Origin of the sequence: Paraburkholderia sp. EG287B (assembly GCF_040965595.1) — a bacterium.
Lineage (GTDB): Bacteria > Pseudomonadota > Gammaproteobacteria > Burkholderiales > Burkholderiaceae > Paraburkholderia.
The window spans coordinates 158,025-179,896 of sequence record NZ_JBFRCG010000012.1 but is presented as its reverse complement, the minus strand read 5'-3'; the positions used below and the strand labels follow the sequence as shown (position 1 = coordinate 179,896).

The 21,872-nt window shown below is 62.1% G+C and carries 24 protein-coding genes; all 24 read right to left on the bottom strand.

Going from position 1 to position 21,872, the window contains the following annotated elements; all coding sequences use genetic code 11:
• Nucleotides 1–3 precede the first annotated feature (3 nt).
• Complete coding sequence (locus AB4Y40_RS23065) at nt 4–486, bottom strand: hypothetical protein (protein ID WP_368689733.1); 483 nt, start codon at nt 484–486, stop codon at nt 4–6.
• Complete coding sequence (locus AB4Y40_RS23060) at nt 483–980, bottom strand: phage tail assembly chaperone (protein ID WP_368689732.1); 498 nt, start codon at nt 978–980, stop codon at nt 483–485. The genes AB4Y40_RS23065 and AB4Y40_RS23060 overlap by 4 nt, the downstream gene beginning before the upstream one ends.
• 11 nt (nt 981–991) lie before the next feature.
• Nucleotides 992–2,014: a hypothetical protein gene (locus AB4Y40_RS23055; protein ID WP_368689731.1), complete on the bottom strand. Its 1,023-nt coding sequence runs from the start codon at nt 2,012–2,014 to the stop codon at nt 992–994.
• Between the two features lie 2 nt (nt 2,015–2,016).
• Nucleotides 2,017–5,352, bottom strand: a complete 3,336-nt coding sequence (locus AB4Y40_RS23050; RefSeq protein ID WP_368689730.1) for a host specificity protein J — start codon at nt 5,350–5,352, stop codon at nt 2,017–2,019.
• A 3-nt stretch (nt 5,353–5,355) separates the two neighbouring features.
• The gene (locus AB4Y40_RS23045) at nt 5,356–5,913 is read right to left on the bottom strand and encodes a tail assembly protein (RefSeq protein ID WP_342923179.1); all 558 of its coding nucleotides are present in this window, start codon (nt 5,911–5,913) and stop codon (nt 5,356–5,358) included.
• 3 nt (nt 5,914–5,916) lie between these two features.
• Complete coding sequence (locus AB4Y40_RS23040) at nt 5,917–6,675, bottom strand: C40 family peptidase (RefSeq protein WP_368689729.1); 759 nt, start codon at nt 6,673–6,675, stop codon at nt 5,917–5,919.
• The gene (locus AB4Y40_RS23035; RefSeq protein WP_368689728.1) at nt 6,672–7,334 is read right to left on the bottom strand and encodes a phage minor tail protein L; all 663 of its coding nucleotides are present in this window, start codon (nt 7,332–7,334) and stop codon (nt 6,672–6,674) included. Before AB4Y40_RS23035 ends, AB4Y40_RS23040 begins: the two co-directional genes overlap by 4 nt.
• A gap of 10 nt (nt 7,335–7,344) precedes the next feature.
• Entirely contained in the window at nt 7,345–7,797 is a 453-nt protein-coding gene (locus AB4Y40_RS23030) for a phage tail protein (RefSeq protein WP_368689727.1), read from the bottom strand.
• Nucleotides 7,794–9,887 (bottom strand): hypothetical protein, encoded by a 2,094-nt coding sequence (locus AB4Y40_RS23025; RefSeq protein WP_368689726.1) that lies wholly within the window; start codon nt 9,885–9,887, stop codon nt 7,794–7,796. The genes AB4Y40_RS23030 and AB4Y40_RS23025 overlap by 4 nt, the downstream gene beginning before the upstream one ends.
• Nucleotides 9,888–10,142: 255 nt before the next feature.
• Nucleotides 10,143–10,472, bottom strand: a complete 330-nt coding sequence (locus AB4Y40_RS23020; RefSeq protein ID WP_368689725.1) for a hypothetical protein — start codon at nt 10,470–10,472, stop codon at nt 10,143–10,145.
• Nucleotides 10,473–11,927: a hypothetical protein gene (locus tag AB4Y40_RS23015; RefSeq protein WP_368689724.1), complete on the bottom strand. Its 1,455-nt coding sequence runs from the start codon at nt 11,925–11,927 to the stop codon at nt 10,473–10,475. It abuts the gene before it with no gap.
• Nucleotides 11,924–12,283, bottom strand: coding sequence for a DUF3168 domain-containing protein (locus AB4Y40_RS23010; protein ID WP_368689723.1), 360 nt, complete (start codon nt 12,281–12,283; stop codon nt 11,924–11,926). Before AB4Y40_RS23010 ends, AB4Y40_RS23015 begins: the two co-directional genes overlap by 4 nt.
• A gap of 16 nt (nt 12,284–12,299) precedes the next feature.
• Entirely contained in the window at nt 12,300–12,803 is a 504-nt protein-coding gene (locus tag AB4Y40_RS23005) for an HK97-gp10 family putative phage morphogenesis protein (protein ID WP_368689722.1), read from the bottom strand.
• Nucleotides 12,800–13,165, bottom strand: a complete 366-nt coding sequence (locus AB4Y40_RS23000) for a phage head closure protein (RefSeq protein ID WP_368689721.1) — start codon at nt 13,163–13,165, stop codon at nt 12,800–12,802. The genes AB4Y40_RS23005 and AB4Y40_RS23000 overlap by 4 nt, the downstream gene beginning before the upstream one ends.
• Before the next feature lie 10 nt (nt 13,166–13,175).
• Complete coding sequence (locus tag AB4Y40_RS22995; protein ID WP_368689720.1) at nt 13,176–13,625, bottom strand: head-tail connector protein; 450 nt, start codon at nt 13,623–13,625, stop codon at nt 13,176–13,178.
• Complete coding sequence (locus AB4Y40_RS22990; protein ID WP_368689719.1) at nt 13,622–14,665, bottom strand: hypothetical protein; 1,044 nt, start codon at nt 14,663–14,665, stop codon at nt 13,622–13,624. Before AB4Y40_RS22990 ends, AB4Y40_RS22995 begins: the two co-directional genes overlap by 4 nt.
• Nucleotides 14,652–16,136 (bottom strand): phage portal protein, encoded by a 1,485-nt coding sequence (locus AB4Y40_RS22985; RefSeq protein ID WP_368689718.1) that lies wholly within the window; start codon nt 16,134–16,136, stop codon nt 14,652–14,654. Before AB4Y40_RS22985 ends, AB4Y40_RS22990 begins: the two co-directional genes overlap by 14 nt.
• Before the next feature lie 3 nt (nt 16,137–16,139).
• Nucleotides 16,140–16,286: a hypothetical protein gene (locus tag AB4Y40_RS22980; protein WP_368689717.1), complete on the bottom strand. Its 147-nt coding sequence runs from the start codon at nt 16,284–16,286 to the stop codon at nt 16,140–16,142.
• A gap of 73 nt (nt 16,287–16,359) precedes the next feature.
• Nucleotides 16,360–17,856: a phage major capsid protein gene (locus tag AB4Y40_RS22975; RefSeq protein ID WP_368689716.1), complete on the bottom strand. Its 1,497-nt coding sequence runs from the start codon at nt 17,854–17,856 to the stop codon at nt 16,360–16,362.
• 2 nt (nt 17,857–17,858) lie between these two features.
• Nucleotides 17,859–18,437: an HK97 family phage prohead protease gene (locus tag AB4Y40_RS22970; protein WP_368689715.1), complete on the bottom strand. Its 579-nt coding sequence runs from the start codon at nt 18,435–18,437 to the stop codon at nt 17,859–17,861.
• An 11-nt stretch (nt 18,438–18,448) separates the two neighbouring features.
• Nucleotides 18,449–20,119, bottom strand: a complete 1,671-nt coding sequence (locus AB4Y40_RS22965) for a terminase large subunit (RefSeq protein WP_368689714.1) — start codon at nt 20,117–20,119, stop codon at nt 18,449–18,451.
• Nucleotides 20,120–20,144: 25 nt separating this feature from the next.
• The gene (locus AB4Y40_RS22960) at nt 20,145–20,624 is read right to left on the bottom strand and encodes a phage terminase small subunit P27 family (RefSeq protein ID WP_368689713.1); all 480 of its coding nucleotides are present in this window, start codon (nt 20,622–20,624) and stop codon (nt 20,145–20,147) included.
• 30 nt (nt 20,625–20,654) lie between these two features.
• Complete coding sequence (locus AB4Y40_RS22955; protein WP_368689712.1) at nt 20,655–21,323, bottom strand: hypothetical protein; 669 nt, start codon at nt 21,321–21,323, stop codon at nt 20,655–20,657.
• Nucleotides 21,307–21,831, bottom strand: a complete 525-nt coding sequence (locus AB4Y40_RS22950) for a ParB/Srx family N-terminal domain-containing protein (RefSeq protein ID WP_368689711.1) — start codon at nt 21,829–21,831, stop codon at nt 21,307–21,309. The genes AB4Y40_RS22955 and AB4Y40_RS22950 overlap by 17 nt, the downstream gene beginning before the upstream one ends.
• Between the last annotated feature and the right edge of the window lie 41 nt (nt 21,832–21,872).

Below are 21,872 nucleotides of genomic sequence, written 5' to 3'. Positions count from 1 at the left end.
GCTTTACTCCTGCGGAGGAAGGATAGGCGGGTCTGGTGGGGGCGATGCCGTGACGGGAATGAATTCGTATGCAGTCTGCGGAGGTGCAAGCGGAACATCAGGCCACTCGATGTCCTTCGGGTAGCCTGGCTGATTCGGCACGTCCAGCACCTTCTGCCTGATGTCCTGCAGGAGTTGCACGCGGGCCTCATCCCCCTTGTTCTGTGCCTCCTCAATCTCGTGATTGAACTGCATGAGCATCGATTCGATGATCGCCTGCGCGTCCTTCTTTAGACCGTCCTCTTCGAACTGCGCGCGATACTTCTCGCACAGCGCTGGCAGTTCATCTGGCGTCGGCTGCGGCGCATCGAGGGTCCACGACATGATCGATGAATCGGCGTCCTGCTTTCCGTCGATGCCCACATGGTAGGAGAGAAAATAGTTTTCGCGCGTCGAGCCGGGGTACGCCTGCGAGAGCGCGAAGGCCAGAAGGTTGATGTCGATCATTGCTGTGCCTCCGCAGGCAGTTCAGGCCAGTCAACGTCGAACGGAAACCCGCTTTGCAGAGGGAGATCGCGCAGCGCCTTGCGATATGCCTTGAGCGCCGTCACCTTCGCAGCGTCCTCGGCTTCCATCGCCCGCGTCAAGAAGCTGTCGGACTGATCGAGACGTGCATTGCGCTCCCAGCGAACGTCGCGCGCGCAAACGGTTGCCTTTGCGGTGTTCACATGCGGCGCGACGGCCTGCATCAATTCGGGGAGCGAAGGCTCGGGCACGCCGTCGATAGTCCACTGCGCAATAAATGCGCTCGACAACTGCACGTTCGTTTGAGGCTCGACCATGTGCGCAACATAGAAGTCGCGCCCATGAACCGCGTTCGGGTAGAGGATCGAGATCGCTGCAATCAATTCGTCGTGCGTCATCCACTGCTCGCGCGGCACTCCCTCTCCCGCCTTCTGCCTTGTGAGCGCGTCCGATTGTTGTTTCGTGACCGTAGCCATGTACCCCTCCGTTATTGATTTCGCAGAACGATGCCGCGCGCCCACGTTTCCCACACCGCACCGCGCAGACCGACCATCACCCACGGGCCGGGACAGGTGACCTCGCCGTGACCGCTTGAGCCCTGCACGATGCGCCCGAATTCCGCGAGTCCGCTATCGTGCTGACACTGCGCGTGCCTCGTCGCAAAGCTGCCCCCCAGACCGTTGATGCGATTGTTGATATCACCGATCACGTTCGATAGCCAGTTCCCCGCCCACGGCATGTAGAGATTCCCATCGCTCACCCACGCAGCGCCCCAACGCATCCGGTATTCGCCCATGCTATTCAGGCTTCCGCCATCGTCAATATCAGCGATGACTGCGTTATAGGCATGATTGATCCATTGCATCCCGCCGCCAGCGGGTCGGCCTCGCAAGCGAAACCACGTGCCATCCTGCGAGCGCAATTCAAGTTCGCCATAGCCCGTACCCGTCGCGCCTAGCGGCATTCCACCAAGCGAGCATCGATATCCGGTATTGATCGATTCGCGCGCCGAAAATGTACCGTTATCGGAACAGTTCATGGTCACTATACTTCGAGCGGAATTAATCCATTCCAGCCCACCGATACCCGACGCGTTATACGAATAACGCATTAACGTACTACGGTCATTCGCCCATCCGGAAAACATAGAGAGGCCATGCGAATGAAGCGCGTCAAAGTCGTTGCGAATGAACTGGAGTTCACCGTACATCTGATCGCCGACCCGGTTTACCTTGCCAGCAAGGCCGTTATTTGCGGCGTTCACTGCGTTGCGAAGGTCCAGCAGTGGATCGTCAAGCGGGCCGATATCAACCCAGCTTGTATTGTCGTTTCGACGGCGCATCAACCGGCCGCTCGCCGTGTTGCCCCACCACATGCCGGGGTAGAGTTCGGCCGGTTCGGTCGGCCCTGCGTTGTCGCCAATGAGCGCGAGGATGATCGCGTTCAACTGGATGCGCATGTCGAGGCCGGTCGGATGCGCGGGGACCTGATAGTTGTCTACCTGAGCCATGACTATTCCTTCGGAGCGTTATCGACTTCGAGTTGCGCGCGCTGCGCAGTGAGTTGTAGATTTTTCCCACACATCTTCGAGTACCCGATACCCTGTAGGCCTATGTGCTCGTATCCATAGCCGCGCGCAATCCAGTCGCAGGTCTTTTCAACCCACGCGCCAGAGGCGTTATGGAAGAAGATCGAGAACCCTTCAGGGCTCTGGTTCGTGATGCCCCACGCGTCGCCTGACTGCAGCCCTTGCGCAATGATGTTGATCGCAGGTGTCTCCTTGAACGGTACAGCGAAGCGAATGTAAAGGCCGGTGTCCGGCACGACGATATTGTTCTGCGATTCGAGCCGGTCTGGGACGTCAATGGTCACGCCAAGCTCAACGATGCCGATGCCCCACGTTCTATCTGGAACGTGCAACGCGAGCGCAAACTGCGCAGAGCGAAATGTCAGGTCGGCCACAACGAGACGTGACCACGGACTCCAGTCCTCGGCCTCGGCAATCGCCGGATCGACGTTCGTGAGCCGCGCCATCACCTGCCCGCCGCCTTCGTCAACCTTCAGGCCATCGACGTCAAGGCGCGCATCCCAATCGGGCCACCGGTCCACCGTATCGAACAGGCCGTAGAGCGCGCCCTCGATGACCGAGAGGCAGCGCACCGTGAACACCTTGCCCATGTCAATCGCAGGCGAGGGCGAGAAGTAGTAAGCGGCCTCGGTCGATACCGCATAGCCTTCGTCGTCAGTGGCAAGGTGCAGCGCGCCGTATCGAACGAACGTGTTGACGTGCGCGCCGGGGAACTCGGGATGCTGATACCGCTCGGCCACGAGGACGAAGTCGCGCAGCGGTCCCGTTGTGCTGATCACATAGGCCGCGTTCGCAGAGAACTTGCCCGAGGAGTTGACGAACTTCCCGAGATACGTGCCGCGCAGCAGGGGAGAGAAGCCATTCGACTGCCCGCCTGCGAACCGCGTCAGTTCGCGCGCCTCCTCCCACGTGACCTCTGTCGTGAGCCGGTTCGAATAGCGGATGACGACCTGACCGCCAACCAGCACGTCAAGATTCTCTGCAGGCCTCCATCGCAGGTTTGCAGAGTCGTTCAGCATGTCGAGCGCGAACTCCTGCACGTCCTCAGGAGGCCGGTTCAGCGCGACGATCTCAACCGTTATCGAGGCCCATCCGCTGCTCACGCCGAGCGCATTGATCGCGCGCACGTTGAAGAACCACATGCCGGGATTCATCGGCTGAACGTCGATGCTCGACATGAACGAATCGACAAACGTAGGCGAGTTGTCGCGAAACTGATAGCTGAGTTGGTAACGCACAGCGCCGATTGGCGCGAGCCATGAAAACGTTGCGCGCGCACCTACGACAACCGGGCTGATGAGATAAAGACTCTCGGTGATGCGCAGCTCGGTTGGCACGCCGATATGCCACGGATTGAGCACGCCGGTAGGAATAGGCTCAAGACGGAGGCCCTGTTCGATTGCGGCGAACTTGTCAGGCCGGTAGGCCACGCCCTGAATCTCGACGTTTCCTTCCTCATCCTCGACAACCGAGATGCAACGCCACTGCTCGTTCTGCGCGTTGCTCGCAGAGATAGACCAGATTCCCATGCGCGCGGGAACCATACGGAACGTGCCGTTGATCAGGATGCCGTCAGTAGACCTGCCGGGATTGTGAACCGGCACGCGCTGCAGCGTGCCATCAGGCAGGAGCACCGAGAGCGTATAGCTGACAAACGGATCGAACGTAACGGCCTCGTCAATCTGAATCCAGTTGTCTGTTGCGGCGAGAATGCGCCCGCCCATGCGAAAACCTGCCCGCACAGGATCAGTCGTGAGAAAGATGTCGCCGGGGCGCGCGAATGCCGCGTTGATGCCTGTCTTGAATGAGACCGTCTCGGATAGCATCTGCTCCGTCAGGAGCATCCATCGACCGACGCGGCTAGCCTGACCTCGCGAAGTGCATCCGAGCGCGTTGACCTGAACTTCCCGCACGCCCCAGCGATTCACGGCGTCGCGGTCCTCAACATACTCGATCTCCTGCGCGTACCGGTTCGACGGATTGCTCCACGTCACGAGCGCGACCGTGTGCCTCTGGTTGAGCGGTGTGCCACGGTAGGTAAAGCGCCCGTCGACGACGTTCGCAGGGTTATAGGTCGCGACGGGTTCTCCCGGCATATCCGCAATGACCGTCATGAGGCCTGCGGACCAGAAGATCATCCCGTTAAACACCGATGCAAAGTTCTGCAGCAGCGTTATCGCATCCTCGCGCGTCTGGATGTAGACATTGCAGGTGAATCGAGGCTCGACGCCTCCGAAGCCGTTCGGCACGATGCCGTCGCAATATTGCGCAATCGCATAAAGCGACCACTTGTCGACCATAGCGGGAGAGATATAGTCGCCAAGGCCGACGCGCGCCGAGGTGATGAGGTCGTAGACCACCCATGCCGGGTTATCGGTCCATGCAATCTTGAACGTGCCATCCCACACGCCGTAATACGCGCGCGTCTCCGGGTCGTAGTTCGACGGCACCTGTATGCGGCGCATCCTGATATCAAACGCCAGCTTCGGGATTTGCCGGAACGTCGAGGCGTCAACCTGCACACCGCAGATTGAGGAGTGCGGATACATCAGGTTGGAATTGATAACCTCGGTCATCGTCTCCCACTGAAACGAGTTCACGAGATAGACGGTGTTGGAGTCGGGCGTCAGACGGCGCACGCGTACATCGTAGGAGGTGCGCCCCTGGCCGAAGCGGGAGGACAGATTGATCAGGTAGGAGCGCTGATAGCGGCTGGTCGTCTTGCCCTGCACCGTGTCCACGATCATCTGCTGGAAGCCTCCGCCGTCTACCTGGACATCGACAGCAAGCTGCACCTCCGTACCGGACACGTCGCCAGTGCCTGTGTCCGTAGAGGACAGGGACGGGAAGCCGATAGTGACGCGCACGGCGTCGATGTTGGGGTTGACAATGCCGCGCACAACCGGTCCGCTCACCGTGACCGTGACGCCAACAGAGGTCTCGGACTCCGTTGAGGAGAAGCCGTTGATCGGAGCTTGCCACGGCTGGCCGTCGCGCCATTCGACTGCAGCGCCGACGAAGTTCCATGAGCCGTCAGGGTTCTGAAGCGGCGTGTCCTCGATAAAGATGCCGCGAGGACCGCCGACAATGCCCTCTGTCTCTCCCTCACAGATGAGGTTGATGACGCGCGCGTACTGGATCGAGCGCAGCGAGTCGGGCGACTCCTGCGGAGAACGCGAGCCACCTCCGCCCCCGCCGCCCTTGCCGCCGCCACCCCCGCCGCCGGCGCCGATAACGGGAACTAGGCTGCGGGTGTCCATCGCTTACACCATGATCTCGTTATTTGTGGAGAAGCCCACGCTGATAACCTGCGAGCCGACGCGCATGCGGCCGTAGCCGAGCGGAACAGGCCCGCCCTGCCCCATCGTGTTTACGGCGCCGTCGAAGGCAAGCGACGGCTCGTTGTCTGCGCGTTCCGGCGTCGCCGTAGCAGCAGGACGCGGCGAGAGGAGTTGCGCGATGCCAGAAAGCGCGAGCGCCGCCCCCAGGCTCATGACTGCAGCGCTTGCGATGGGCAGAAAGAAGCCGATTGCGATAAGGGCGATGCCCGCGAGTATCTTTCCGAACGCGCCAGCGCCATGCACAAGTGGCACGATGGCGAGCGTGCCCTTCGACTGCGGGAAGTCGAGGTCGTGCTCGTCATAGTCCTGCTCGTCGCCGCGCACGAGGAAGTGCCTCGTCGCGTTCTCCTGAAAGTACCTTCGCAGGCCGGGGAGTTGCACCATCAACGCGTGAATGGCCTCGCGCGGGCTATGCACGTCGAGCGTCCATTGCTCTCCGAACAGGCGGCGCAGGCTCCCGTAAAACCTCACCGTAACCATGTGCTAGTCCCTCTCGATGAAACTACGGTGGCGAAGGATCGCAGTCGTGCGACGCTGGTAGAAGCCATCGAACACAGCACGACACGAGAGCTGATCAATCAGGTGATGGAGGATGACGTTGCTACCGACATACACTGCGGCGTGGTTGTCGCGTGGCGTGCGTATGCGCATGAGCAACACGTCATGCAAACGAAGCAGGCGCAGCGCAGGAGCGTCAAGCGCTCCCTCGTGGATCGCGGTGAACCCCTCGCGCGCGAAGTTATCGCGATAGAGGTCCGGCCCATCTGTGCGCTCCCACCAGCCCCACAAACGCGGGTAGTCGTTGAGCGCGATGCCGAGTTCGGTGAAGTAGTAGTCGCGCACGATGCCGTAGCAGTCATGGACGCCATGCACGAACTTGCGACCGATAAGCGGCGCGACATACGGCGCCGCGCTGTTGATCGTGAAGGAACCCTCCGGGTGGTTGACGATGATCCACGGCAGGCCCGAGCGCGCCATGCTCTCCCTGTCGGCAGCGCTCGGTGTCGGCGGCTCGAACACATGCGAATGCGCATACGCAACCGGTTGCCCGAAGTCTTCGGCCTGCGCGGCGTCCTTCGGGTCAATGACAAACTGATCCTTCGCGCGCGCTAGGTTCCTGCACGGCACGTACTGAAGCGCGCCGTCGCGCTTCTCAATGACAATGCCGCAACACTCGCGCGGCGCTTCAGCATCGGCGTGAATCCTGATCAAAGGAATGACCGTAGAGAAGTCGCGCGTCATCTGTATGCTCCTGCGCCGGGGAACGCGCCGAAGGGAAGCCACGCATGAACGCCGAAATGGGCCTTGCAATCCGCGAGGCTCTTGTCGCAGGTGTCGCCTGCGTTGATCGCTGGGCCTGCATATCCGCAGCCGTCGCCGCGATACTTCCACGGACACGCGTTGCGGATCACCTGCCTGCGCGGCAGTTGCACACCCTCCACGTCGAAGGCCGTCGCGAGTTCGAACTCGATGACCTCCATGTCCTCACGCGTTTTGCAGTTGATGAAAAACACATCGTCAGGAAAGGCCTCGTTCGGGTCCGCGCTCGGATTGCCTGCAGGGAAGTTCACGGCATCGAGGTATCGCGCGAGCGTGCGCCTGCGGATCACCTTCGCGCCTACCATGTCGTCGTACGTGCGGCACATCGCGGAGATGATCGACGTGATGTTCGACACCGCGAGCGTCGGGCGCGGCAGCGTGCCTTGCGACTTCCACTCGAAGCCTGTCGCCTGCACCGGGAAGCGCTGATAGACGGCGCCCTGCCAGATAACGTCTCCGTCGATCTTGTTCGTGCCTGCATGGAAGCGAACAATCGGGGCACCGAACTGCGAGATGTCGAGAACGTATAGCTCAATCACCGCGCCGGGTCGCAACTCCTGCGCGGCTCCTCGGATATTCATGGGGCCTCCGCTACGCGTGCTGCTGCACGAAGCGGGCGCTGACTGTCATTGCGCGCGCGCCGTCCGCAAGCGTCTCGCCATACGTCCACGACCAGTCCGGGCAGATAACGTCAAGCACCTTTGACGTGCGCGGAGGCGTCCAGTTGAAAATATCGACGCCGTTTCGCTCAGAGAGGAAAGCGAGGATTGCATCAGCGTCAACCTTCTTCCGGTTGGCGAATTCGAGGTTCCATTCCTGATCCTGCGTGTTGAGGCCTGCAGGCCTGCGCTGGGTATAACCATCGCCGAACTGCGTTTCGATCACGCGCGGTTCGAGAGAAGCATTCGCAGCCGTCGGGCACCAGTAGAAAATCGCGCCGACCGCGTGCGGCGCAACCTCGGCGAATAGCCTGCGCCAGTCCTCGTCAGTCGTGATCCTGCGGGGCGATCCCTGCTCGTTGAGCAGCCAGTAATAGTTGATCATGATGCGAGCAGGCCTCCGTTTCGCTTCTCGGTCGCGATGACCTGACGCGCAACCATTGCCATGCGCTTGCCGAGTTCGATCGCCTGCGCGGTGTCGCCCTCGACATCCGTTCCGCCTGTCTGCGTGTTGATCGTGATTGAGACATTCATCGGCGTGTCGCCGCCGCCATCGCGCACGATGCGCCCCGGCGCGCTCGGCACGAAGAACTCGGATGCGAAGGGGGATTCGTTCACGCGATAGAACTGCCCCGGATAGGTCGGGCCGCCGACCGCGCGATTGCCACCGAAGGAGAGCGCGCCTGTGTCGCCTGTGCCGATGTCTGCGCTTGAACCGAAGAAGCCGCCAAAGATGCCGCCCATGCCACCGCCGAAGCCGCCAGAAATGCCCCTGAATAGCGGCTCAATCACGTTCTTGTAAAGGAGCATCTTGGCAATGTCGCGCAGGATCGAAGCGGCCATTTCGCCAAATGACTTCTTCGCGTCGCCCGCGCCGCTGATGAAGTCGATGAACGTGTCGGACGCCTGCTTGCCCCAACCGAGCATCGCATCCTTCATCTCGTCAGCCAGCTTCCGCATCGGGTCAATGGCGTTGAAGGTTTTGTCCTTCAGCGCGTCGATAGCCGCGCCGAGTTCGCCTGCCGATAGATGCCCAGCGAGGTTTGCCTCGACAAGCCGCTGCACGGTGCGCACGTAGTCGCGCGTCGGGTCGAGCGCATCCTTCGTCGCGTTGGCGAAGTCGAGGAGCCCCTTCTTGCGCTCCTCGTATGCCGCGCGGCCTTGCTCCCATTGGGCAACTTCCTGTTCGAGTTCATAGACCGCTGCACGCTGTGCCTGAGCGAGATCGAGTGTCGCCTGCTTTTGCGCAGTCAGTTGCGCGACCTGATCCTGAGAGAACTTCGAGAGGCGCGGGTCAGCCAGCAGCAATGCCATCTCATCGCCGTTCGCCTGCGTGCGCCTGAACTCCTCCTGCAGCGACTTGAGCATCTGCGCAAACTCATCGACGCCCGCCTTTTCGACCCTGCCTGCGCGCGCTGCCTTGTTGAGTGCATCGTTGAAACTCAGCACCTTCTTTCCGGCGTCAGCGGCCTCATTGCCGAGGTCTTTCTCTGGCTGGCCCCGGTTGCGCTTGAATTCGTCGCGACGCTTCGTGACGTTCGCCATCGCGTCAGCAGTGGCATCAAGGCCCCGGCGCAACTCCTCAGTCATCTCCGCATTCTTCTTCGCATTCTCCGCAAGCTGCTCCGCAGACAGTTTCCCTATCTGCGTCGTCCCCTTCATGATGTTGAACCACTGCTTGCCTGCCTGCACGAGACCGCCTGCGCCGATCATTGCCTTTGCGGCAAGCGCAGCAGCATCACCGATGGCTTCGATGATCGTGATAAGCGAGCCGCCAGTCTGGATAGATTCGATCATCCAGCTAACGACTTCCTGCAGGGACGGCAGCAACTCCGCGGCAAGTTGCCGCTTCATTGCGTCGCCTGCTTCACGCAGTTTCGTCAGCTCGGTTGTGAACTCTGCAGCAGCCTTCGCAGCCTGAGTGGACACGACAAGGCCGAGCGCTTCCGCCTCGTTCTTCGCATCCTCGAAACCCTGACGCCCCTTGTTGAGCATCGGGATAAGTTCGTCGCCTGCGCGACCGAAGATTGCGCGCGCAACGGCTACCTTGTCTGCGCCGTCCGCGAATCCCGACATCGCCTCTGCAATATCAGCCATCGCCTGTGCCGGGCCTTTCCGGCGCAGGTCGTCGATGCTCAGGCCGATTGCGCGGAACGCCTGCGCCTGCGTCGAAGCAGGGTTCTGTCCGTCCACCATCGCCTTCGCCATTTGCCGCATCGAGGTCGTAAGCGTCTCGACCGACACGTTTGACGTCTTGGCCTGATATTGCAGAACCGACATCGCCTCTGCGGTCGTGCCGTAGCGCTCCGCAAGCTTGCCCAGCGCATCGGTTTGATCGAGAGCGGCCTGCATCGATGACGCGAAACTACGCGCGAGGCTCATCGCCATGCTCGCGCCCATCGTTATGCCGATTGCCCGCGTCGCGTTCTGAATGCTCTTGAGTGACGAAGAGATAACGTCATTCGCCTTCTTCATGTCACCACGAAGGCGCGCGACATCCGCTACAAGGTCAAATACGAGACTGCCCGCACTTGCCATTTCAGTTCCCCCAGGCTGCTATCTCATCCTCGACATCAATCAACTCAGGCACGTCATCGCGCCTTGGATCTGGAGGAGAAAGCAACAACGCCCAGCAAAAGAGTTCATGCGAATCCATGCGACCCCGCACCTCGCCCGCTGTCATGCCGAGCTGCTGGGCGACTGCGAACACGAGGCGAGTGACGGGGTTGCTCAGTTTTTTGCTACGGCCTCCCTGTTCAGGCCGCACACACGCACAACGGAGGAGCGCAGGTCGAGCCAGTCACCAAAGCACTGGCCGGGGAGGTTCGCGAGCAGGCCAGCGGTAAAGCGCTCGCCCTTCTCGCCGCGTGCGCATTCGGCAACGAGTTCGCGATACGGGGCCTCGTCGTCCTTCCCGTTGACCTGATTGCCAAACACCTTCTCGATAACGTGCGGCGGCGGCGACGTCATCGTGACGATGCCGAAATTGCGCGTCGGCACCTTCTCGGAGAGAGGCGCAGGGATTTCGAAGAGGATTGGAGGTTTAGCCAAGTCGTTCATTTAGGCGCTCACGGTGATCTGCTGCGAGTAGAGGGCATCGCGGTTCTGACCCGCAACGCTCGGAATGACGCTGACCGTATAGGTGCCTGCAGCGGTGTACGTATGCGAGGCCGTGGTGTCGGTGATCGTTTCCGCAGCGCTGCCGTCATTCCAGAGCACGCTGAACGACTCCGCGCTGCCTTCCGTCTCCGTGACCGTCAGCGTCACGTCATGCGGAACCGAGCCTGATGTCGGCACAACGCTCACGCTGGCCTCGTATGCAGGCCTCACCGAGATCGAGCCTGCTGAAATCGGCGTCAGCGTGACGCCATCGACGCGCGGCGCGACGGTCGGGTAGTACAGGCCCGCCTCCTCGTAGGTGTGCGTCGCCGTTAGCTCGGCAATCTGCTGAATGGTCGAGCCATCTCCCCAGTTGACGTTGAAGTGTTCAGCGGGGCCGTTCGTCTCATCAATCGTGAGCGCCACATCGAGCGGCGCGTCGCCCGTCGAAGGATCGATGCGCGCCTCGGCGCTATACGGCAGGCGCTGTACCGTCACGGTGTTTTGCGCAGCGAACGGAGCCGTCTCGTATCCGGCAATCACGGCAACAACGGAAGGCCTGAACTGGCCCGCGCTGGTGTAGGCGTGCGTTGCCTGATGGTTGTTGGTCGTCTGGACCGCAGAGCCGTCCTTCCAGTCGATCTTGAACTGCGAGGCCTGCCCGCCTGCTTCGTTGAGCGTCAGCGTCACGTCGAGCGGCACGTTACCCGAGGTCGGCACGACTACAGGGATGAGCACATAGTCGAGCGTCTGATCGCCGGGTGGCATCGTGAGGACATCGGGGCCGGTGATTTTCAGCGTCGCTGAACCCTGAATCGCCTGATCGACGCCGCCGCTCTCGTTAATGCTCTGCACGATCACCGGGACCGTCCGCACGGCCTTGTTCCGGTAAATGATTTCGAGCATGCGTTCCATACCGTCTTTCTGCGCCTCTCGCAGCGCCTGATAGGCGGGGTCGGTCGCATTGATAAAGAAGTCGAACGTGAGCGTGCCGGGGTCGCTGAAGCCTGCGAGGAACGACTGTTCGTCGTCGCAAAGCGTGGTCACGTTGATCTCGGCCGCTGCGGTCTGATTGATCTGGTAGGAGACCACGCAGAGGTCCGTAAACGCGCGCATGATGAACGCAGCAGTCGGGTTGAAGTCGCCGGGTTCGCGGGAGGTGTCCGAATTCGCGAGCGTCGCAGCACGCGAGTTGATGTCGATGCCCTGCACCACCCAGGAGCGATTGTCGATGCTTGCGAAGCCGGTGCCGATGATGTAGACCGGCGCGCCTTCACGCAGCGCAGACACATCGCTAAAGATCGCCGTCGCCGGGGCCGACTTCGAGAGGCTGGTAATAAATCCCGTTGCCGCAGCAGGTGCGTTGGGGTTCTCAAGCATAAACTTCGTCTTTTGCGCGCTGATTGCCTTCTTCACGATTGCACCTCTTCCGGTTGGGACCACGTTGAAACGACGACACTCACGCGATGAATTCGCGTGTCCGGTTCAAAAAGGTTCTGACTGTTCTTGATGATTGGATCGCCGTCGCAGCCGTCAACGATGTCTGCGATGCGTTGCATGACTTCGAGCGCGTCGCCATAGGTGCGCGCGTAGGAGTCGATCTGATAGTCGAGTTGCGTTGCCTTCGCATCGCCACAAAGCGTGAGGCTCGGCGTGCCGCTGACCAGCGAGAGAATCACGTATGGCTCGCGTGCCTCCATTGGCGCGAGCATCAGAAACACCTTGCCGGGGAGCGCAGGCTCGACCAGCCTGAACAGTTGTGCCTCGTTCACGGTGCGCCTCCCTCTTTCAGAATGGGCGATACGTCACGCCGTTTCGCTTGCAATAAGCCTCCATGCGCTTGCGCAGTGTTCTCGCGAAGCGCTCGGTCGCAACGGCGGTTTTGGCATTGACTGCAGGTCGCAGGAAGGGGCGCGCGATCATGCGCGAAGTGCCAAACTCCAGAAAGCGCGCATAGAAGGCATCGTCTCCAAACGGTTTCAATACGGGCGTGCCAGATGTCCCGCGCATCGTTCGCTTGCCCTTCTGCCTCGGCCTGCGAATCTTGATGTCCACGCGCGCCGCGAATTTGGTGCGGCGGTTGCGCCCGCGCACGAGGGCTCTTTCGAGCGTGCCGGTGTACCTGACTGAAGTTCCGAAGTTGCGGCGCACGTTCTCGCGCGCCTGCTCCAGAATCGGAAACGCGGCACCCATCAGCGCGCCGTAGAGCATCTTTCGTTCGACCTCCTCAGGAAGCGTCGTGAGAAAGCGCTCCATCTCAGCGAGGCCCCTGACGTCGAACGAGAAGTTCACGCCACGCCTCCCTGCGTCACGATGCCGTCACCGCACATCAGCTGCATCTCGGCCATGCCTTCGAAGTTCGGAATCACGGCGTCGATGCTGTAGACCGTTTCCTTATGCAGCGCGCGCATGGAGGAGGTCACGCCGTCGCGCCAGCGGATGCGGATGCGCGTTGTCACGCCGGGGCGGTACTGGTCCGACGCAAGCCACTCGCGACCGGAGAGCGCCTCTATCGAAGCCCATACGGTTGCGACGTCCAGCCACGCAACGATGATCGGTTCCCCTGTGTTAGGGTCCACCTCGACCTTCGGGGCCTGCAGCTTGATGCGATGGCGCAGGCGTCCAGCGCGCATACCTGATGTGCGGGTTGCCATGACAGGAGCCTCAAGCGATAGTGGGAGTGCGGCGCGGATAGAGAATGTTCAGGACGTGCTTCGGCAGAAAGCCCATCTCCAGTTGCGCGGCCTCCACGCCGTCAGGGTCACGGATCACGTAGCCGACGCCTGCGAGCGTGGCGAGCTTCACGCTCGGCGGTATCTCGTCATCCCTGAAATTGCGCCGCCGCTTGAGGTACGTCATGACCATTTCGCTCACGCCCGCAATGGCAATCTTCAGGTTTGGCACCATGTCATCGGTATCGATACGAAGCCATTCCTTCGCTTGCTCGACACTGCAAAGCATCTGGATTTCGCGCCGGTATCTTTCCTCGTGCTCGTCGTCGGGCGGCAGGTCGATCGAGAACCACAAGCGGCCCCATTTGTCATCCCACACAAGCGGCGCATAGATCCAGTCCAGATAAAGCCTGTGATCGGACATCCACCATTGGCGTGTCATGACCTGCCTCCATCGCGACCGTCGCGCCCGCGTTTTACCGCAAGCGTCCATGCGCCTGAACCTGCATCCGGTTTGTCGGTCGTGGTCGCGTTGCAATGCCACATCGAACCGGCCCATGTCGCGATGTCGCCAGGCTCATAGGTGCGGCCCTGCTCATACACCCCACGATAGAGCGCGACGGGCAGCGTGAACGCGTGCGGCTCGACCGTGCCATCTGTACGACGCACGAGCATCGAGAAGGCACGTTCGCCGTCATGGATAACATCAACGGCTGCCGTGCCGTTCATGACGCATCGCCATCCGCTCATGCCTTCCGTCTTCGCCTCCGCGCGCCACAGTCCGCCCTCCTGCCATGCGAACGTGCCGCGCGCATAGGTGCGGTTCGAGTCGATGCCGTCGAGCACGACAAGCTCCGCAGCATCGCGTCCGTCAATACCGTCGCGACCGGGCGCGCCGTCGCGACCATCCTTGCCGTCGCGACCGTCGCGACCATCGGTCCCCGGAGCGCCATCCTTGCCGGGTTCGCCGTCACGCCCGTCGATGCCATCGCGACCGGGCGCCCCATCGATGCCATCGCGGCCATCGGCCCCACGCTCACCATCCAATCCGTCACGGCCAACGGCCCCGCGCTCACCATCCACGCCGTCACGACCCGGAGCACCGTCGATGCCATCTCGGCCTGCTGCGCCGTCAGCGCCATTGCGGCCATCGATGCCGTCACGGCCTGCAATACCATCAGCACCGGCAGCGCCGTCCACGCCATCGCGACCAGGTGCGCCGTCCTTTCCGTCGATTCCGTTCGTGCCATTGCCGCCGTCCTTTCCGTCGATACCGTTCGTGCCATTGCCGCCGTCCTTTCCGTCGATGCCGTCGCGCCCGTCGCGGCCCGGTTCGCCGTCTTTACCGTCACGCCCGTCGACCGGCGCACGATCCTCGAGCGAAGCGATGCGCGCGCCAAACGGCGCGAGTGCGCTGCTGACGTGCTCGCTGATCAGCTGAGCCACCACGCCCATGAATTGCCTGGCTTCACTCGGTGTCATGGCGCGCTCCGTCGAGAAGTGCTACCTCGCGCGTGAGGCTGTCCCTGCCGAACTGCAAAAGCTCGTCGGCAGTCACCGCGTTCTGTGCGGGTGGCTGATCGGGTGTCGCTACGGGCGCGGCAGGTGCCGCAGCCGGCCCGAGCGGGCTCCCACGGTCGCGCTCGTCAAGCGCTTCGAGTGAATAGTTCTGCTGCTGGAGGTAGGGTGTCTGTCCACCACGCACGGGGCGAAGGTTGAGCCGCCGACGCCCCTCGTTCGGCGCGAGCAGACCGCCCGTAACGCCTTCCTTGAGCATCTTCATGAGCGCTGCGCTGTCCATGCGCAGGAGCCCGTCGAGGTCGAGTTCGGTACGGTAGCCGTTCGGCAGGTTGAGCCCTTCATCGAGACTTAGCTCATACGCCTCGATGAGCGATTGCAGGCACTGCGAGTAATAGAATTGAAGCAGTGCCTCGACATTGTTGTATCCGGGCATCTTGCCGATGTCGAGCATGAAACCCGGCACATGGAAAACCGAACACACTATCTCGGCGTTGAACTTCGCCTGCTCGACTAGCTGAGAGTCAGCCGCCGACATGCCGATCTGCTCGTACTTGAGCCCGTCACCGAGTACCGCGATGCGCCCACGGTTCGGGCCCGAGAACTTTTCTTCCCATTGCCGCTTGAGGCGGTCGGCGGATTCATTGCTGATCGCACCGGGCGCGACGAGCACGCCACCCGGCATCGCACCGTTCTCGAAAAACGCGGTGGCCCCACCTTCGAGCGCGAGCCCGTGACGCGCAGCGAGCGCGCATGCAAAAATGGGAGACGTGCCGACGAGCGGATGAAAAAGACAATTCATGCGGTCGTGAATCATCTCGCTCGCGGGGACCGTTATCTGTCGCGTGACGTCGCGGCCCTCAACCTCCACGCCTTCGATCCAGTCGATGCCCCAATCTGCGATGCCCGAAAGGTTGTCTGCGTTTAGCTGGTAGTAGACATCGCCGCCAGGTGTCACGACAGGCAACACGTTCTCCGGGTCGAGAATGAATATCCTTCGCACGACTCCGCGTTCGTCGCGTTCCTTCAGTCCGTATGTGTTGCCGCGCGTGAGCTTCGACATGATCCAGTTTTCGGTGAACTGGATGTGATTCTGGTAACTGTTCGGTCGGCGCAGCACAGGCGTATATGCGGGATTGGTGACCGGTAGCCATATCCCGTCATCGTCACGCCGCATCAGCCGTATTTCCAGCTTGCCGATGTCGTTGCTGATAAGCGTGATGCAGGCATAGATCGCGTGAAAGGCCAACAGCGTTTCGGGCGCAAGCTCGATGTTCCGCTGCCATGCCCCTGCGAACGGCTCGCGGATGATGAGGGGCCACCAGCCGCCGCCGTTGCCGTTCCAGTTCCACAGCCGCTCGTCATCGGCGCTGCCGCCTGCAGCAACCTCATTGCGCGGCGCGGCGCGTGTGATCTCCATGCCGAGAATGCGCATGGTTCACGCTCCGTCATCGTCGAGCGCGCGCATGTCGCGCCGTGCATAGCGACCCTTCTCGGGCTTCGCGTCATGACGCGTCACAGGCTGCGGGTCGCGCCTCTTGCCCTTGCGCTTTTTCTGCTGCTTCTGTTCGGCCTGTGGTTTCATGTCCGCGCTCCGATTGAAAAAGGGCGGACCCGAAGGCCCGCCCTGTGCGGTTGATTGATAGGAGGTGCGAGCCTCATGCCTGCGGTTTGTCGCGTTCCTCCTGTGCGCGCCGCTCGCGCCTTCTTTCGTCTGCGCTCGGACGCGTGGCGCCGCCGAGTCCGATCGTGCCTGGCTCAGTGCCACCGCCGGCACCCGGCAGCCCGGGATTGATCATGACGGGTGTGTAGTCCGCGCCGGTGAGATAGGCGACAGCACCGGGGCGGCGCGAGGCCCAGTTGATATAGCGCTCGGCACGCACGCCGACCATGTTTTGCTGCCACAGGCTCACGAGTTGAGCAGCACCGTCGCTCGGCGTGTCGCTCATCTGCAACGATGCCTCGCGTGAGATGTCGATGGTGAGCGCGTCCTCCGCCAGCAGAATTTCGCGCGGCTGGATGAGGATGATCATGTCGCCTACGGTGGTTGACACGATGACGGGCAGACCGAAGAAACGACCGCCGTTCATGTCGATACCGGGGAACTCGCTTTGCCCCAGCGGGTTCTGCATCATGCCGATAGTCAATGCCGTCACGGGCGACATGAGCCAGTAGGCACCAGCGAGCGACAGGTGCGCCTCGACGAACAGCGCGAACAGGTGCGCAATATCGACCCGCAGCGAGTTGCCATCGCTGCCGCTCGCGGCGATGGTCGGGGCACCGTGCGTGACCGATGCGGGGTGCACGTTCGCGACCGCCGCCACGCTCGGGTCGATGAACTGCTCATCGAGAAAGCGGGCAATGGTTTCGATCATGTCGCGACGCACTACCGCTTCGGCAGACGGATCGGAAAAGCGGACTAGTTCTTCGGTGAGCACCACGATGCCCGCTGCCTTGGCGAAGCCCAGCGTGAGCAGTTCGAAGGTCAGCTTGCTCAGCGGCTTCGGCTTGCCTTCACCGACCCACGCTGCGCTTGACGGCGTGAGTTGTGCTGGCATCTTGACGTTGAACGGCACGCGCCGGAAGCCTTCGATGCGACCGATGATCGTGGCAGGCCGAAGCAGTTCGATGAACTCGTCGGCCATGTAGCGGTACGGCACAAGCGCACCGGCCCATGCCGGGTCGGTCGTGGTGCCCGCCGCCACTGCGGCGCGTAGCACCGTCTCGACTTCAGGTGTCGTTTCGCGCCATGCCTGGGCCATTTCCACGGCCTGCATGAGGTTGCCTTTCGAGCGTGCAATCGCGATCACGAAACGCGTGAATGCGGTGCCGCGTTCGAGGTTGCGCTGCACGCTGATGACCGGAGCGACGCTCGCGGTTGCAGGCTGCACGGTTCGAACTGCGGCAGCAGCGGCAGCGGAGCCGATATTGCGCACAGGCGCGGCCTGCGCAAGCTGCGCGGCCTCGACGATGTGCAGGCGCTTCAGGTGCCCGTCGATGGCTTCGATCTCGCGTTGCAGGGTGTCGAATTCCTCCTGCGCTTCAGCTTCGAGCGTTTCGCCCTTGTCGCCCGATAGCTCGATGAGTTCGGACATACGTGCTGCGTGCGCCGCGCGTTTCGCTTCATACGCGGCGATCTGTTCTGCGAGGTTCATGGCTACTCCTGTACGTGAACCTTCCGGATCACGAATGGCTTAGCGCCGACGCGCGCAGGGTTGTGGTCAAGCTGCACCACGACACTGCCCTTGTTGCCTGACGCGGTGGGTACAGTGCGGCGATGCATGGACCTGATGGTGTGAATCGTTGCTTCGGGGTTCGCGGGAATGGTGACGAGACTTAGCTCGACCCATTCCCACTTGAGAAACCGGTAGCCGCCGTGCTCAAGCTGCGACTCTTCGAGCGGCAGGAAGCCGATCGACACGGCGCGCACGAGATTGGCCTTCACCGATTGCCACGCCTCGTCGAGCCGATCCTTGAGCTTACCCGGTTCGTCGAGTCGCGCGAGCCGCGCACGAAACGGAATGCCTTTCTCGTTCGGCTCAGCGAACTCGACATGACCTACCGGCGCGTCGTGGTTGTGTTGCCACAGCAGCGGCATCGGCAGCTTGTACAGCGCGCCCATCGGTTCAACGATGTCGTCATAACGGTCGGGTACAGGTGTCGTGGCGGTGCCTTCAATCACGCGCGCATCATCATCGGCGCTCCTGACTTCGAGCGCCCAGTAGTCACGGTTCATGGTGTGTGCTCCTAGATGACGAACATCTGGTACTCGGGCTCGCGCTCACTCGCCTTGTTGAGCGCGTACCCCACGGCCATTGCGAGCGCAACGATGCCGTCAATACGCCGGCCGTTTTCCTTGCGCTTGCGGAACATGCGATTGTTTTTCGCGTCCTGCTCGATGACCGCACAGGAAACGTTCCACCGCAGGCATGGGTTGAAAACCACGCGCAGCTTGCCGCTGAAAACCAGTTGCTCAAGCAGTTCAATCGAGCGCGGCATCCAAAGCTGCGAATCCTGCGAGCGATAGAACCCCTGACCGTGCGGCACCATGTCGAGCGCGAGCGCGGCCGATTCGAGTTCGTCGCGGAAATACTTGATGCGGTAGGGGTCGTAGGCGATGCCCTCGAAGTGCATGCGCTCGACGTGGTGTGCGAGGCGTTTCACGGCCTCGTCGTACTTGATGACCTTTCCGCGCGTGGCGAACAGATGGCCTTTGCGCACCCACGCGTTATACGGCACATGGTCGTGGCGGGCTCTTTCGAGCATCGTGTCTTCGGGAGTCCAGAACTCGACGAACGCATCAACGGAGTCGTCGGGGTTGCGCTTCGCAACCGCGAGCGCGGTCAGGTCGCGCAGGCCCGAGAGGTCGAGCCCGCCATAGACCACGGCATCGTCGAAGTCCGCGAGCGTGAGCGTTTCACACTCACACGCACGCCACAGTTCGCCCGTGATCCACGGGTTTTCAGCGTCCACCCATTCGCAGAAGTTGAGCCGCCGCACCACCGATTCGAGCGACGGCATGCCGCGCGCCTGCCGCACCTGCTCGTCGAGGTACGACTTCTGGATGGTCACGCCGAGCGACGGGTTCGCCTTGACCCAGCACGCTTCATCGTTGAACGGGTCTTCGCCCTCATCGAGCGCGCAGATGTAGGCGAAAAACGCATCGTCATCGAGCACGCGCTCGGACACCTTTGCGCCGTATTCATGCTTCTCGTAACAGAGTGAGGTGCGGTCAACACCCGAATTGGTAATCTGGAAGATGAGCGGCTGGCGTCGGCCTTTCTTGCCAGCCTGCATGATGTCGATCACCGTGCGGTCGCGGTGCTCGTGCACTTCGTCGATGAGCGCGCAGTGCGGGCGCGGTCCCGACTGTCCGCTTGAGTCGCTTGAGATAGGCCGGAAGAAAGAGCCCTTGGCGAGATACGCGAGGTTGTAGCAGCGCTCGCCGCGCCCGCTCTTGAGCAGTCGGCGCGATAGCTCGGGCGACAGGTCAACCATCGCCACGGCATCGCGAAAGAGAATCATCGCCTGGTCGCGCCGCGTCGCCGCGGCGTACACCTCGGCACGCATCTCGTCATCGGCGGTGAGCATGTACAGCCCGACGCCCGCAGCAAGCGGTGACTTGCCCGACCCTTTCCCGCTTTCGACATATGCCTCACGAAAGCGGCGCGAGCCGTCGACACGCAGCCAGCCGAACAGCGATCCGATGACGAATGCCTGCCAGTCGAGCAGCCTGAACGGCAGACCCTCGAACTCGCCGCCGTTGAGCCGTAGCACGTCACCGAAAAAATTGATGGCGCGGTTTGCTGCCTTGATACTCCACTTGAGCCCGCGAGCGGGCCCGTGTTCGAGATCGTCAAGGTGCCGCCTGCACGCGTCGCGCACATGCGGACCTGCGATCTCTTTCCCGGTTACCACTGAGCGCGCATAGCGCGTCACCACGTCAGAAGTAGTGGCGCGCCTCGTCGCCCGTGTCGCCATTCGGCACACCTGTTTCGATGCGGGTCCGCGCGGCTGGCGTCATGCCAAACTCACCGGCAAGTCGCGACATGACCATGAGCGCCTTGTTCGCGGTGCCGACCAGCGGGTTCTGGATGGCGTTGCCGTTCGACGTTTTGATCATGAGCGCGTGCGTGAGCCCGTCGCGTTCCTTCATGCGCCGCAGTGCCTCTTCGGCGTCAACCCAGCGCGAGTACGCCATGCAGTAGGCCGCGAGCACCATGCCGTCGATGACGGTGAGCAGGCCCGTCGCCAGTAGCTCGGGCACGATGCGCTCCCACTCCGCAGCTGCGGTCGCGTCGAGATGCGGCGGGCGGCGTGGCACACCGCTGCGCGGTTTCGGCTCCCGCTTCGGCAGGCGGCGCCCGCCAGGGTTACCCGTGATGAGCTTGAGCGCTGTCGGTTTCGGTTTCGGTCCCGGCATGGTTGCCTCTGTGAATGTGGAGCGTGAGGGTCAGCGCTGCACTGCCGCTGTGCTGGTGGAACCAGCCATCGCCTGCTTCTCACGCGTCGTTGCTTCCCGCTTCGGATACGGCTTGGCAAGCGGTACGAGCCTCGTGCGCATCTCGTCATCGAGCGGCATGAGGTATCGATGCTTGCCGTGTGTCCTGCGCTTCGGTAGCCGCGACGGGTCCGCGACCTTGCGCGCTCCACCGAACGCGCCGCCGCTGACTTCGCGGTTGTGCTTCCATCGGCCCTCGTGCCAGAACTCAATCGAGTCGGCAGTGCGGCCCGCATAGATCCAGTTGCCGGCCTGATAGATGCCGCCGTGGTGCCCCTGCGCGGTGTCGGCAAACGACACAATGAGCCGCAGGCCCGGATTCGACTTGCGCAGGAACCTGATCGCTATCGACACGATGCGGCTCACAGGCGTCTCGTGACTGCACAGCGCAATGCGCACAAGCTCGCAGCACTCAAGCTGCGTGAGACCATACGGCGCGCCGAGATACGGCGAGCCGCCCCGCGCGAATATCACGCAGCCGATGAAGCGGTCGTTTTCCCACACGCCGATGCGCACGCACGGTGGCATCGGCATGCGGCGTGAGTAGTGCCAGTGCAGCACTGCGTACGCCGCCGCCTCAGGCGTGCACCAGTCGATGCGAAGTTCAACGGGTGAACGCATGGCCGCACTTCGGACAAACGATCGGCTGCTTTGCGTCGAGCGTGCCTTGCCCGCCCGCATCGCCCGGTGTGAAGTCGTGGCCCATGAGCGCGTCCGCGATCTCGGCATCCGAAAAACCAATAGACGGCAGGTCGAAGCCCATCGACTGAAGGTCGGCAAGCTCGATGCTCAGCAGTTCGTCATTCCATCCCGCGTTCAGGGCGAGCTTGTTATCGGCCAGCATGTAGGCGCGCTTCTGGGCTTCTGACCAACCCCGCGCGATCATGACGGGCACCTCCATCACACCCAGTTGTCTCGCCGCGAGCACCCGCCCGTGACCGGCGATCAACCCGCCCGACTCGTCGACGAGGACGGGGATGGTCCACCCCCACTCGCGTATCGACGCCGCAAGCTGCGCGATCTGCTCGTCGGTGTGCGTGCGCGCGTTGCGAGCGCTCGGAATCAGCTTTTCGATGGGCCAACGCTCAACAGCGTCAGCGGGCCACTGACGCGATGGCGCGCGTGTCATGACGCGCAACCATCGCCGCAGCATGGCGAACGCCACAGCGA

What these genes read in the sequence shown, in the direction of transcription:
- AB4Y40_RS23065 (WP_368689733.1), bottom strand. Translation starts at nt 486, where the DNA reads ATGATCGACATCAACCTTCTGGCCTTCGCGCTCTCGCAGGCGTACCCC.
- AB4Y40_RS23060 (WP_368689732.1), bottom strand. Translation starts at nt 980, where the DNA reads ATGGCTACGGTCACGAAACAACAATCGGACGCGCTCACAAGGCAGAAG.
- AB4Y40_RS23055 (WP_368689731.1), bottom strand. Translation starts at nt 2,014, where the DNA reads ATGGCTCAGGTAGACAACTATCAGGTCCCCGCGCATCCGACCGGCCTC.
- AB4Y40_RS23050 (WP_368689730.1), bottom strand. Translation starts at nt 5,352, where the DNA reads ATGGACACCCGCAGCCTAGTTCCCGTTATCGGCGCCGGCGGCGGGGGT.
- AB4Y40_RS23045 (WP_342923179.1), bottom strand. Translation starts at nt 5,913, where the DNA reads ATGGTTACGGTGAGGTTTTACGGGAGCCTGCGCCGCCTGTTCGGAGAG.
- AB4Y40_RS23040 (WP_368689729.1), bottom strand. Translation starts at nt 6,675, where the DNA reads ATGACGCGCGACTTCTCTACGGTCATTCCTTTGATCAGGATTCACGCC.
- AB4Y40_RS23035 (WP_368689728.1), bottom strand. Translation starts at nt 7,334, where the DNA reads ATGAATATCCGAGGAGCCGCGCAGGAGTTGCGACCCGGCGCGGTGATT.
- AB4Y40_RS23030 (WP_368689727.1), bottom strand. Translation starts at nt 7,797, where the DNA reads ATGATCAACTATTACTGGCTGCTCAACGAGCAGGGATCGCCCCGCAGG.
- AB4Y40_RS23025 (WP_368689726.1), bottom strand. Translation starts at nt 9,887, where the DNA reads ATGAAGAAGGCGAATGACGTTATCTCTTCGTCACTCAAGAGCATTCAG.
- AB4Y40_RS23020 (WP_368689725.1), bottom strand. Translation starts at nt 10,472, where the DNA reads ATGAACGACTTGGCTAAACCTCCAATCCTCTTCGAAATCCCTGCGCCT.
- AB4Y40_RS23000 (WP_368689721.1), bottom strand. Translation starts at nt 13,165, where the DNA reads ATGGCAACCCGCACATCAGGTATGCGCGCTGGACGCCTGCGCCATCGC.
- AB4Y40_RS22995 (WP_368689720.1), bottom strand. Translation starts at nt 13,625, where the DNA reads ATGACACGCCAATGGTGGATGTCCGATCACAGGCTTTATCTGGACTGG.
- AB4Y40_RS22990 (WP_368689719.1), bottom strand. Translation starts at nt 14,665, where the DNA reads ATGACACCGAGTGAAGCCAGGCAATTCATGGGCGTGGTGGCTCAGCTG.
- AB4Y40_RS22985 (WP_368689718.1), bottom strand. Translation starts at nt 16,136, where the DNA reads ATGCGCATTCTCGGCATGGAGATCACACGCGCCGCGCCGCGCAATGAG.
- AB4Y40_RS22980 (WP_368689717.1), bottom strand. Translation starts at nt 16,286, where the DNA reads ATGAAACCACAGGCCGAACAGAAGCAGCAGAAAAAGCGCAAGGGCAAG.
- AB4Y40_RS22975 (WP_368689716.1), bottom strand. Translation starts at nt 17,856, where the DNA reads ATGAACCTCGCAGAACAGATCGCCGCGTATGAAGCGAAACGCGCGGCG.
- AB4Y40_RS22970 (WP_368689715.1), bottom strand. Translation starts at nt 18,437, where the DNA reads ATGAACCGTGACTACTGGGCGCTCGAAGTCAGGAGCGCCGATGATGAT.
- AB4Y40_RS22960 (WP_368689713.1), bottom strand. Translation starts at nt 20,624, where the DNA reads ATGCCGGGACCGAAACCGAAACCGACAGCGCTCAAGCTCATCACGGGT.
- AB4Y40_RS22955 (WP_368689712.1), bottom strand. Translation starts at nt 21,323, where the DNA reads ATGCGTTCACCCGTTGAACTTCGCATCGACTGGTGCACGCCTGAGGCG.
- AB4Y40_RS22950 (WP_368689711.1), bottom strand. Translation starts at nt 21,831, where the DNA reads ATGACACGCGCGCCATCGCGTCAGTGGCCCGCTGACGCTGTTGAGCGT.